General features: G+C 33.5%; 9 protein-coding genes. 4 read left to right on the top strand and 5 right to left on the bottom strand.

The genetic code is table 11. The annotated features are described in order from the left end of the window. Positions 1–6 precede the first annotated feature (6 nt). The 3 genes from QWY87_RS01000 to QWY87_RS00990 form a co-directional block, all read right to left on the bottom strand. A complete protein-coding gene (locus QWY87_RS01000) occupies positions 7–1,728 on the bottom strand; it encodes a TonB-dependent receptor (RefSeq protein WP_290287485.1) in 1,722 nt (573 codons plus the stop codon). Between the two features lie 21 nt (positions 1,729–1,749). Next, positions 1,750–4,767 (bottom strand): tetratricopeptide repeat protein, encoded by a 3,018-nt coding sequence (locus QWY87_RS00995; protein ID WP_290287484.1) that lies wholly within the window; start codon positions 4,765–4,767, stop codon positions 1,750–1,752. Between the two features lie 136 nt (positions 4,768–4,903). Continuing rightward, positions 4,904–6,193, bottom strand: coding sequence for a peroxiredoxin family protein (locus QWY87_RS00990; RefSeq protein WP_290287483.1), 1,290 nt, complete (start codon positions 6,191–6,193; stop codon positions 4,904–4,906). Positions 6,194–6,541: 348 nt separating this feature from the next. On the opposite strand from QWY87_RS00990, the gene QWY87_RS00985 reads away from it, so the two are divergent. Then, on the top strand, positions 6,542–7,201 hold the full coding sequence (locus tag QWY87_RS00985; protein WP_290287482.1) for a cell division ATP-binding protein FtsE: 660 nt from the start codon (positions 6,542–6,544) through the stop codon (positions 7,199–7,201). A 6-nt stretch (positions 7,202–7,207) separates the two neighbouring features. Here QWY87_RS00985 and QWY87_RS00980 read toward each other — a convergent pair whose 3' ends face one another. After that, complete coding sequence (locus QWY87_RS00980; protein ID WP_290287481.1) at positions 7,208–8,323, bottom strand: glycosyltransferase; 1,116 nt, start codon at positions 8,321–8,323, stop codon at positions 7,208–7,210. After that, entirely contained in the window at positions 8,310–9,404 is a 1,095-nt protein-coding gene (locus QWY87_RS00975) for a glycosyltransferase (protein WP_290287480.1), read from the bottom strand. The genes QWY87_RS00980 and QWY87_RS00975 overlap by 14 nt, the downstream gene beginning before the upstream one ends. 139 nt (positions 9,405–9,543) lie before the next feature. Between QWY87_RS00975 and QWY87_RS00970 the strand changes: the two genes are divergently transcribed. The 3 genes from QWY87_RS00970 to QWY87_RS00960 all read left to right on the top strand — a co-directional run bounded on the left by QWY87_RS00970 (position 9,544) and on the right by QWY87_RS00960 (position 12,288). After that, on the top strand, positions 9,544–10,086 hold the full coding sequence (locus QWY87_RS00970; protein WP_290287478.1) for a UpxY family transcription antiterminator: 543 nt from the start codon (positions 9,544–9,546) through the stop codon (positions 10,084–10,086). Between the two features lie 2 nt (positions 10,087–10,088). After that, positions 10,089–11,432 (top strand): UDP-glucose dehydrogenase family protein, encoded by a 1,344-nt coding sequence (locus tag QWY87_RS00965; RefSeq protein ID WP_290287477.1) that lies wholly within the window; start codon positions 10,089–10,091, stop codon positions 11,430–11,432. Positions 11,433–11,505: 73 nt separating this feature from the next. After that, positions 11,506–12,288 carry a polysaccharide biosynthesis/export family protein gene (locus QWY87_RS00960; protein ID WP_290287476.1) on the top strand — a complete coding sequence of 261 codons (783 nt, stop codon included), beginning with the start codon at positions 11,506–11,508 and terminating at the stop codon, positions 12,286–12,288. The last annotated feature ends 13 nt before the right edge of the window (positions 12,289–12,301 follow it).

The following is a 12,301-nucleotide window of genomic DNA, read 5'->3' as shown; positions in this document are numbered from 1 at the left end:
TATTTTTTAGAAATCAAATTTGTATTTTACGCCACCGAATACTTGCAAGCCTTGTACTTTAAAGTTTGTATATACTTGATAGTTATTGCTTAGTATATTATTGACATTTACAAAGATGTCGAATTTATCATCGATATTGTAAATACCATTTAAGTTGATGTCAAAGTAGGCTGAATTGGTGACCCTTATATTCGTATCCGGGATAATTGATAATTCATCTTTTCTATCTGATGAAAAGAATAAATCGGCTCCGGCACTCCATTTTTTTCTTGTATATTTTGCCAGTAAGGTGGCTTTCATAAGGGGTAAATTCCATGCGTGATCTTCATTTTTCAAGCTATAAGAATTGAAATCCAGATTTCCACCAAATTTGAATTCTTCCCATAAATCAAAAATTATTTCAGCATTAAAATAAATTGTATTCACATCATCATAAATCACTTGAAAAGAATTCGCCGCCTGATAGCCTTCAGTTACCTCATTACTTCCATCTGTAAGGGATGGGTTTAATTTGTATAGAGGCTTGTCTTCTTCGTTGATATAGGCTGCTTTTAGGTTGAAACGGATCTTAGAGTTTAAAAGGCCCTTGATTCCTGCATAGGCGTTATATTGCTGATTGGTCCTTTGGATGTATAAAGTTGGTGAAACAAAAGGGTTTTCGTAGACGAAATTTTCATAACTGTTTTGTTCCAGGTCACCAATAACACCTGCATAGGCGATCAATGCCTCTTCGCTAATATTATATGAGGCAGTTATGTTTGGATAGAAATAGAACTTGCTGCCATCAAAATTATTAGTGATGCTATAATATAATCGAGCTCCAAGATTCACTGTTAGATTATCTCGTAAAACTTCAAAATTAGGGCTAAAACCAATATTGAAATAAGTATAATCTATTTTATCAGTTTGAAAAAAATCGTTTTCAAACTTACCATTCAACAATTCAAAGCTAATTTCAGAATACATTAATTCTCTTCCTATAGGAAAATCTATGATGGCATTAATATCAAGATGATTCTCTCCGCTATTAAATTTATCTGAAAATCTGTTTATTGAAACATCCCCTGTATGGATTAAGGAATCAAAAAATTCTATTTCACCACTCAAGGATATATTAGTGTAAGATTGACTTTCTTCAATTGAATTAATAGTCAATTCTGAATAATTTATTTCATCTGATAATCCGTACCAGTTTGTGGATAAATAGTCAAATCCTCCTTTAACTTTCCAATCAAACATTCTTTCAGACTGCTTGTAATAGAGGTCAATATCAAAATCTGTAAAATCATCGTTTAACACTAAGCCATCTATACCACCTCCGGAAGAATGATAATTTAAAAAACCACCAAAATCATTGTAATTCGATGAATTACTATGTGCAAAGATCTCTATTATTGGGGTACTATAGTTACCGTAACCCGCCGATATATAATTGTTGTAAAATCTTTCTTTAGGGACTCTTTTAAGCGTTTTTGCTTTCCCTTTTGCGGGCGTAAAAGTCGAGGCTACGGGTATAGAATTTATAGAATAGCTTATTTCTTTTTTACCACCGATATCTACACTATCGATCTCAGGTTCAATGTTTATTTTAAAAGCTTCGGAAACTGTTGGAGAAAATGGTTTTACAACATTTATTTCTTCAGTAGCGATCCGCTCTTTTTTCTTTTTTTGAGAAAAAGCCAGACTACTGATCATTAGCAGTAAAAAGAATATTTTATATCTACTCATTTTGTTTAGTTCCTGTTTGACTTATCCCTTTTCAATTATCACTGACGAATTGGTTTTTGATTCCAGCGTTTTTATGCGATTCAATTCAGTTCTTGCCGATTCAACAAGGTCTTCATATTCAGAAAATTTCTGAATCACACTTTCAAGAATATAAGTGGCCTGGTAGGCATCTTCAAGCTCGTAAAAATTATTAGCCATAATGATCAACCCTTTGCCACCCCAATAACGATAAGGAGAATAATCAGAGGCCAATTTTTGAACCGATACATTAGATAATTTATAATTTCCTTCTTCATTTAAAAAGTAGGCATCATAATAAACGGCTTCTGCCTTTAATTCACCTGTTGCTGTTTCTTCGACTACTTTAAATGCATCCTGAGCCTTCAGTAAATCTCCTGTTTCAAATGCAGATCTCGCAATAATTATTTGAGCATCTGATAGTATTTTAGGTTCTAATTTAGGATGCTCCATTACTTTGTCAGCGTATGCTTCTGCCAAAGTGAAATTTTTAATCGCATAGTTTCCTTTCATAAGGTTGCTCTGGGCAAAAAGAATATTCTGTTCAGTTTCAGCCTCTTTTTCTAATCTGGAAAGTAGCACCATAGCCTGCTCCCAATTCTCATTATCCAGATAATAAGATGCCACATTCACTAAAGACCTTTCGGTGTATTGGTTTTTATCTTTGTCTAAAATAAATTGATAATATGGCACAGCTTTTTCCAGCTGATCAGTTCTGTTCAATGCATCCGCCAAGAAAAAATTGGCGGTTAAGGCATTTGCACCTGCGGGGAATCTCTCTTCGTATTTTCGCAATGATTCAATTGCTTTTTCCAGATTATTCGTCAAATAAAATTGCTCAGCCGAGGCGAACATGGTATTGTCAATTTCCTCATCCGTTACATTCACATAATCTACATTTCTAATAAATCTTTCGTATTCATCAACGCGTCCTTGTTGCACATAGATTTGTTTGGCATTGGCTATTGCTTCTTTTGCTTCATCTGTTCCGGGATAGACACTAACAACTTTTTTATATTTTTCAAGCGCCTGATCATTTTGATCAGAATTGAAATAAACGAGGCCTTGTTTCAATAATGATTTTGAAACCAAAGAACTCATTCTGTAGTTTGTGACAACTTCATCATAGGCTGCGAGCGCTTCATTATTCTTACTGAGTTTAACATATGAATTTCCAAGTTCATAAAAAGCGTCATCACGCAGGGTTGATTTTAGATTAACTTCTGTAAAGTTGATAAGGGAATTTATCTTTTTTTCAGTTTCGCCCATATACCCATGGCAGAAGGCAATCTGCAGTTGCGCATAATCCACGTCAGCTTCATTCGCATCAATAACCTTCTGATAAGCAGGAATCGCTTTAAAATAGCCGCTTAAAGCAAAAAAGCAATCGCCCAGTCTTAAATAACTGTCCCTGGCAAGGTTTTGGTCAATAGAGATGGCCAAAAATTCATTGAAATGACCACCTGCCTGATTGTAATCCTTCATCTGGAAATAGGTATAGGCCATATGATATAGCACTGTGGCGTTTTCCTTAGTCTCTTTGGCTTCATCCATATCTGAAAATGCCTTAAAACTTGTTAAGGCCTCTTCAAATTTCTTTAACCTGTAAAGTGATTCTCCCTTCCAGAATAATGATCTAGCCTGGTAAATCGAATTTGATGAGGTTCCTATGGAAAGGTTAAAATTTTCAATAGCTCTTTCAAACCTTTGATCCTTAAATAGTTGTATACCATATAAAAAGGCCACTTTGTGATAAGCATCATTGTCTTCTGAATCAACATTTTTAAGATAGGTTAAAGCTCCTTCAAAATCATTGGCGGAGATATAAGCACTGATTAAATAATCCTTGACCTCAGCTTGATCAATTTCGTCAGGATAAGCCGCTAAATATTCTTGAATGACCTCCGCCACACTTTTATAAGGGTTGCCTAATTCATAACTGAGTTTGGCATAATTCAACCAGGCATCTTTTTTAATATCTGCATTAAAATCCATTTGCTTGGCATTTCGAAAAGCATTCAGGGCCTCCTGTTTTTTATCACTTTTTAAATAACATTCTGCTAAATGGTAATATGCATTTTGTGAAACAGCGTTGTTACCGTCAATGATTTTAGAAAACCATAGTACAGCTTCATCATAATCTTTTTGCTGATAATACGCATAGCCTAATAAATAGTAGTCGGTATTATTCCATTTCCCTTTTTTTCCCTTATAATCAAGAAGATAGGGAGTAGCATTTTCAAATTCATTCAAGTTAAAATAACTCTCACCAATTATTTTGGAAAGCTCTGATTGTTGAATACCGTTAGATTTTTCCAGTAAAGGCAGGGCTGCGTCAATAGCCTCTTGGAATTTACCGGTCTTAAATTTAATATTTGCCATGTAATATGGAATATCATCATCAAATCCTTTATTATCTGCTACTTGATTCAGGTATTTGTCTGCTTCAGAATAGTCATCATCCTGATAGGCCATATAGCCATAATAATATTTGGCTTGAGCCCCATACTTGTCTGAATCGAGAAGCTTTGAGAAATACGTTCTTGATTTGGCAAAACTGCCCACAGCAAACAAAGCATAGGCTTTTTTGAAATTAAAATCTTCTTGGTTATATAACGTTAGGTTATTCTCATTGATTTTATTAAACCATTTTAAAGCATAGGCATAGCTACGGTTGTTAAAATAATAATCACCTACTTCTAAAAAAGCTGTATTTCTCTTTGTACTAGTTGGAAATTTTTCAAAAAAAGCATTCATCAGATCATCCGCATTTTTCTGTTTTAAGCGAATGGCACAAAAAGCCTCATAATAATACGATCGGGCCTTTAATTCTGAAGCTTCATCAAAGCTATTTTTTATTCTGTGAAAAATTAATTGTGATGCTACATAGTCTTTACCAGAGTAGAGGCGCATGGCATCATTGAATTCCACCAGTTCATGAGTGTAAATAATTGATTTCTGAGCCTGAGCTTGAAAAACAGTAAAAAACATGAAAAAAATGAATACTTTGAGTAACTTCATTGAATGGAATCCGTTATAAAAAATCAAAAATAGCACATAGATTATTTAGCTAACGTCAAATAAGAAATAAATTGTAAAATTGTTGATTAGTTAAACAGATTGTTGAAAAGTCATGGTTTTTTCTTAAAATATAGGATCATTCGTCTATAATATCCTTCATGAATTGATTAAAATCGTCAACAAACTCCTCGTAATGGTTCCCCGTTGCGGGGCCTGAAAAACCGGTGTGAATCCTTCTTACTTTTCCTGTTCTATCAATAACAATAGAAGTCGGAAATGACATCACTTTATTAAGCATGGGTAGTGATTCGGAAGCGGACTTTGTAGATGAAGTGCCGGCAATCACAAAATCATAAGGAACATTTAATTTTTCTTTCATACTCAATACCCTTTCACGGGCATATTCAAATTCAGGCTTGATTTCATATGCCAAACCAATTATTTCTACCCCTTTAGACTGATTTTTGTTATACCAGTCACTTAAAAACCTGGTTTCATCCATACAATTTGGACACCATGTACCCAAAATCTGAACAATAAGAACTTTGTCTTTGTATTTTTCATCCTGTGGGGAAATAAGGTTTCCATCAAGGTCAGGAAAAGAGAATTCAATTCTATCAAAACCATCTTTTAAATAGGTTAAACTATTTGGGTCAGGTAGGGCAACCGTATCATTTTTTACAGAAACAAATGTTTTGTAACTGGTTTTTCCAGACCAATACTCTCCTTTTAAAATGGAATCATTTTCTTTATAAGCTCGAAATTTATAAATATGATTTCCATCAAAAGTATAGAGATACATGGTGTCTTTAACCGTGTAACCATCTAAATACCTATAGTCACCTGTTTTGCTCAAAAAAGTTCCTCTAAAGGCTTCACCTTCCTTTTTAAAGATTCCTATTGCTGAAATTTCCTTTCCCTCTTTGTCCGTAAAAATGGTTTCCCAACTTCCGTCGAATATATTTGAACTACTAATATTATCAAATCGCCCCTTTTTACCGTGAAATGCTTTAAATGGTAGCACATAGTTCTCGGCATAATTTTTTGTATAAGTTCCAACTAGGCTATCATTATAAATTTTGGCCTTCACACTGATATCAAAAATGTGCATGTCAAAAAATAAGGAATCTTCAAGAATGTCAATATCATCGATATCCAATTTTTCAAGCCCGTTGATGAGTTGTATTTGATATGCCCCATCTTCTTTTTGAACATCAAAATTAAAGGGGATATCATTTCCTTGTGTTGAAATCTGACCTCTCCAAACACCCTGTTTTAGGCCTAATTCAGGATTAACATTCTCACAGGAAGTAAATATTCCAACAAGTATACTCAAGCCGAACAGGGTTTTTAAACCCTTCTTAATCAAGGTAATAAAGTCATTATTCAATAAGCTATTCCTAAAATTTTTAATTTTAATCATCATTGGGCAGTAATTTTTCCATTGAGCCGTTAATATTAATACTTCCTCTCAAATTAAGAAGTGTTTTATTTTTAAAAATTTTGTTAAAAGTTCTAACAAAGATAGCTTAGTTTCAAGTTATGGTTTGAGCATTCTTCCATTCTTTAATATGTTCAGTCGAAAATTCACCACGAATTTAGTAATGAATCTCTATTCATAAAAGATATGGAACCGATATAATCATGGTAATTACTTTTATACATTTATGGAGCTTTACTATTTCAAATTTAAACATTAAGTTTGTCAATCTTTAGTCGTTAATTAGCCTAAAGGGCATAAAAAACAACCGTTTGTATCATCAAAAAATAAAAAATGCTTCAATTAAAAGACGCGTCAATATTTCAAAGAGAAAACTTAATCTTGTCTGATATCAATCTGGATATTAAAAAGGGAGATTTCAATTATCTTATTGGAAAAACAGGAAGTGGTAAGAGTAGTTTAATGAAAACGCTTTATGGAGATCTGCCATTGCAAATTGGTCAAGGTTCAATTGTAGAATTTGACCTTAGAAAGCTAAAGGAGAAGGATATTCCATTTTTGAGAAGAAAAATTGGCATTGTTTTCCAGGATTTTCAATTGTTAAATGACAGATCTGTTTATGAGAATTTGTTTTTTGTTTTAAAAGCTACCGGTTGGAAGGGAAAGAACCAAATGGAGGTTAAAATCAATGAAGTTCTTGAAAAGGTCGATATGAAAACCAAAGGTTTTAAAATGCCTTATCAGCTTTCAGGAGGAGAGCAACAACGTGTAGCCATTGCAAGAGCCTTGTTAAATACACCTGAAATGATATTGGCAGATGAGCCAACAGGAAATTTAGATCCTAAAACTTCAGTTGAGATCATGAATGTTCTGGAAGAAATCAATAAGGCCGGAATTACGATTTTAATGGCCACGCATGATTATGCACTTATTTTAAAATTTCCTCATAAAACTATAAAGTGTGAAGGCGGCAAAATTTTTGAAGTAGTCTGATCCTGATTACAATTCATGAATCAGTATTTGCGCATTGACGTTTTTATCATATAACTTTAATAAGTCCTTTCTTGCGGCGATGTCTTCATCAGGAAAATCTTTTTCAGTTATTTTTAATAATTGATTTATTATTTCAGCTTTGTTATTGGCTATTTTACAGAGTGATTCTAATCCGGAACCATCGGCAATGTTATTGTTGGCAATGACATACCTGCTTTGGAAAAGCGCGTTTATTAATTTTAATTTAAGACCGGAATTATTACTGGAATATAAAACATTCACATGAGCCCTGTTTAAAAGCTCAAATAAATGTGCCTCGTCTTTCAATTCAATAAAACTTATATTTTTATGCTGGTCAATTTTTGAATGAAATTTTTTGTCTGATGTCTGACCCGCAATAACAAGAGGATAATCGAGAGGTTTAAAAGCATCAATCAACAGTAAAGCAGCTTTCATATTGTCAGTTACACTTAAATTTCCGTGGTATAAAGCAAAATAACCTTTCTTTGATAATTCGTGATATCCATCACTTGGATGAAATGCTGGTAAGTACATCACTTTTTCTCCGAATTTTTTTTCAAAATACGTTGTTTCATGTTTTGAAAGAGAAAGAATAATATTTGAATGCTTTAAGTTTTTTTCATAGAATTTTAGTTTAACTGCTTCGATCGAATAAAACAATTTTTTAAAAACATTTGACTCATTTTTAGCAAGCTGTTTATAATACAAGTGCTCTATATTATGGGTTCTGACAAAGAGTTTCCTGTCTTTGAATCGTTTGTTTTTTAATAAAAAGGTGGTATGTAAGCCCTCAAAAAGAATTGGGGCGTTTACGCGCTCCAGATTTTTGGTCAATGCATCACTTTTTCTTGATTTTACAATATAAGGCAACAATCCTAGTCCGTTGAGCCATGAGGTATTTCTTTTGTAATAATTTACTTCTTTACAATATTTGTTCAAAACATCCTGTTGCTTTCTACCGTAGTAAAAAACATGTAAATAGATTTCAACCCCATTCTCTGCAAGCGCTTTAATTTTATAAAACACGTCAATGACACCACCATACGTGGGAGGGAAAGGCACGTCAAAACAAATTATATGTAATTTTTTATTCAATTTCATTGATAAAATTAACTAGTGTTTTTTGTTCATTGTTCCAATTATACTTGGCTTTTGCTTTTTCAATCCCATTTGAAAATTCATGTTTATTTAAAACCATGTTTTCTATCTGAGCAGCTAATACCTCAGGACTTCGATCTCGCAGAAAGGTGCCAATCTTATTTTCTCCTAATAACTCCTTCAAAACAGGAAGGTCAGAAACCAATATTGGAATTCCAGCATAGATATAGTCAAAAACTTTATTAGGCAAACAATAGCGGTAGTTCAGGCCCAAATCTTCTTCCAGGCTTAAACCTAATTCAGCTTGTCTGGTTATGATTTTTAGCTTGTTTGGGAGTATTCTCCCTAAAAAAACTACTTGATCTTGCAAATGTAATCTTTCTACTTGATTCTTCAACTTGCCTGATATATCTCCGTCTCCTACAATCAAAAGTTTATAGCCTTTTAAATGCAGCATACTATCAATCATTAACTCCAATCCGCGGCCCAGGTTTAAGGAACCTTGATAAATAATGAATTTCTGCCCCTTTTCTATAATAGAAAATGAATCCGTTTTTTTTATGGCATAGGGCTTTGGAATATTTCTGATCACCGTAACAGGCACTTTATATTTGTTTTTATAAATCTCAGCAATTTTATGGTTTACAGTGACCACATTTTTCAAATTTGGAAAGATATATTTTTCAATTTTTAGCCAAAATGCTCTGACTCGAGGTCTGGTGATCAATTCCGGGACCTCGGTAAAATATTCATGACTGTCATAGATTAATTTTGAAGAAGATAATCGGCTAATTAAATAATTAGGCAGCAAGGTATCTAAGTCATTGGCGTATAATACAGTCTTTTTCCTAAATAGAAGTTCAACAAATAGCCTAAGGTTATATTCTGCATAAAATAAAAACCCATTATTAAATAGCAGTTTAAAGCGAATAGTTTTAAACGGAAACTTAAGTTCGGGACTGTTTTTCAATTTTCTTCCAATTAACAATATATCATAACCCAGTTCGTTAAAACAATCACAGGTTTTAATAACACGTTGATCTGTTGCTAAATCGTTGGTTACAGATATGATAATTCTGTTCAATAGATAAGGGATTAACAGCGATTAATTGGATTGATAATTGTGGCTTAAAGTTGCAGCGTAAATATATTAAATATTATATTTGTTCGTCGATTCAAAAATGACCAAATAAACAAGCTTTGTTCAACTAACAATTTGATGTATGAATTTGAATAAAAATGAAGAGAAGCCTAATTGGTATGCTATTTTCACGAAGCCAAGATCAGAGAAAAAGGTTTATCAAAGAATGTTAGATCATGATATTGAAGTCTTTTTACCCATGATCAAAACTGTAAGACAATGGAGTGATCGTAAAAAAAGTATTGAAGTACCTTTGATTTCATCCTATGTTTTTGTCAAGATGCTTGAAAAAGATCTATATATGACACTGCCAATTCAAGGCACTGTAAATGTGTTGAAGCATTTGGGAAAACCTGCCAAGATAAGGGCTGTTGAAATTGAAAACCTCAGAATTTTGACTGGAACATCGGAGAACCATGAAATTTCCAATTGTGTAAATGTTTTTAGTGGTGATGCTGTTGAAGTAATAAATGGACCATTTATGGGTTTAATTGCTACATGTATAAGAGAAGGAAAAAATCACAGAGTGGTTGTAAAAATTGACTCTTTAGGAAGTTGTTTTAATGTAAACATACCACTGAGTTTTTTAAGAAAAATTGAAAAAAGGGAAACCGCAAAAGTATAAAGATGAATATAACTGTCGTAGGATCCGGATATGTCGGATTGGTTACCGGAACCTGTTTTGCTGAAATGGGAAATAAGGTAACTTGTATTGATATTGATGAGGATAAAATTGATCAACTCAAAAAAGGAATTATTCCTATTTATGAACCAGGCTTAGAGGATATGGTATTGAATAATGTTAAATCTGGAGATTTGACTTTTAGTACGAATCTTGAAGATGGATTAGAAAATTCTAAAGTGGTTTTTATAGCTGTAGGAACTCCTATGGGAGAGGATGGTTCTGCTGATCTGCAATATGTTTTGAGCGTTGCTTCAGAAATTGGGCAAAAAATGAAAAACCCCTTGGTAATTGTTGACAAATCAACAGTTCCAGTAGGAACTGCTGACAAAGTAACAGATCAGGTTGAGTTAGAGCTCAAAAAAAGAGATGTTGCTATTGATTTTCATGTGGTTTCAAATCCAGAATTTTTAAAAGAGGGTGCTGCTATCAATGATTTTATGAAACCTGATCGAATTGTGATTGGTGCCGATGATGATAGTGCTTTTGAGACGATGAGAGATTTATATGCTCCTTTTACACACAATCATGACAGGATGATTGAGATGGATATCAGATCTGCTGAGATGACTAAATATGTGGCAAATGCAATGTTGGCAACAAAAATTTCATTTATGAATGAGATTGCAAATATTTGTGAGTTGGTTGATGCCGATGTCAATAAAGTGCGTATTGGTATTGGTTCTGATTCGAGAATAGGTTATAGCTTTATTTATCCAGGGAGTGGCTATGGAGGATCGTGTTTTCCTAAAGATGTCAAAGCCTTGAAAAAAATTGCTGAAAATAGCGGCTATCAAGCTGAATTGATAACTTCTGTTGAGTCGGTTAATGATAAACAAAAATTAGTTATTGCTGAGAAAGTAGTACGCCGTTTTGGAGAAAATTTGTCTGGTAAGACATTTGCTATATGGGGCTTGGCTTTTAAGCCGGGAACAGATGATATGCGTGAAGCTCCAGCTATTTATATTGCGAATGAATTGGTTAGAAGAGGCGCTTCCATTAAGGCCTACGATCCAAAAGCCATGCATGAAGCTGAGTCATTTTATCTTAAAGACACGCCAAATATCAGTTATTTCAATTCTAAGTATGAAACGCTGGCTGATGCAAATGCCATGATTTTACTGACGGAATGGAAAGAATTCAGATCCCCGGATTTTGAAGAATTAAAAATGAAACTAATTGATCCAATCATTTTCGATGGTAGAAATCAATATTCTCATTTGAGATTGGAGAGTTTGGGCTTTGAGTATTATCAAATAGGAAAGAAAGCTCAATTTGTAAATGCCTAAGGTACTTGATATTAATAGTCTAGGTTTGCACAATTAAAATAAATAAGTATATTCGTTTAAAAAACCCCTCGTTATGAAAAAAATTATTGCTTTATTATTGTTTATAGGCTTGATGTATTCTTGTGCAACCAAGGATGATGTTGTCTATTTTAATGGTATGAATAGTACTGATAATGCAATTGGATTAGATAGTTATTCCCCAACATATCATGTTGATGATGAACTAGTAATTATTGTAAACGCCTTGGATGCAGAAGCTGCCAGGCCATTTAACAAATCTTCAGTAAGTGTATCACTTGATATTTTAGATGCTAGAGGAAGGGAGCGAATTCAAACCTATAGGGTTGACCCAGATGGTAATGTCAATTTTCCTGTTTTAGGAAAGCTAAAACTGGCAGGATTGAACAGATCACAAGCAACTACAATGTTGCAAGAAAAACTAACCGATTATATTAAGGACCCAATAGTAGATATTGAGACCGTAAATTATAGAATAACCGTGTTGGGAGAAGTAGCCAGACCAGGAACTTTTACAGCCACAAATGAGAGAATTACGCTTATAGAAGCCTTGTCTTTGGCAGGTGATTTGACTATTTATGGAGAGAGAGAGAATGTATTGGTCATTCAGGATTACGACGGTAAAAAAACCTATACGAGGGTGAATTTGAAATCAGATGATTTATTTAATTCTCCGGTTTATTATTTATCTCAAAATGACGTAGTCTATGTGGAACCGAATAAAACAAGAGCTAAGAACTCAGCAATTGGAGCTCAGACAGGTGTGCTTTTATCATCCCTTGGACTCTTAATTTCTATGACGGCCTTGGTAGTTACCATACTGAATGCTAGAGAATAATAAAATAAAACAT

Origin of the sequence: Lutimonas halocynthiae, from assembly GCF_030409835.1 — a bacterium.
Classification (GTDB): Bacteria; Bacteroidota; Bacteroidia; order Flavobacteriales; family Flavobacteriaceae; genus Lutimonas; species Lutimonas halocynthiae.
Note: the sequence above shows the minus strand (reverse complement) of the source record. Positions and strands in the feature narration are given on the sequence as shown.

Bases quoted from the DNA above. Each gene is read 5' to 3' on its own strand.
- QWY87_RS00970 (WP_290287478.1), top strand. From the start codon at position 9,544: ATGAATTTGAATAAAAATGAAGAGAAGCCTAATTGGTATGCTATTTTC.
- QWY87_RS00990 (WP_290287483.1), bottom strand. From the start codon at position 6,193: ATGATGATTAAAATTAAAAATTTTAGGAATAGCTTATTGAATAATGAC.
- QWY87_RS00965 (WP_290287477.1), top strand. From the start codon at position 10,089: ATGAATATAACTGTCGTAGGATCCGGATATGTCGGATTGGTTACCGGA.
- QWY87_RS00960 (WP_290287476.1), top strand. From the start codon at position 11,506: ATGAAAAAAATTATTGCTTTATTATTGTTTATAGGCTTGATGTATTCT.
- QWY87_RS00985 (WP_290287482.1), top strand. From the start codon at position 6,542: ATGCTTCAATTAAAAGACGCGTCAATATTTCAAAGAGAAAACTTAATC.
- QWY87_RS00995 (WP_290287484.1), bottom strand. From the start codon at position 4,767: ATGAAGTTACTCAAAGTATTCATTTTTTTCATGTTTTTTACTGTTTTT.
- QWY87_RS00980 (WP_290287481.1), bottom strand. From the start codon at position 8,323: ATGAAATTGAATAAAAAATTACATATAATTTGTTTTGACGTGCCTTTC.
- QWY87_RS01000 (WP_290287485.1), bottom strand. From the start codon at position 1,728: ATGAGTAGATATAAAATATTCTTTTTACTGCTAATGATCAGTAGTCTG.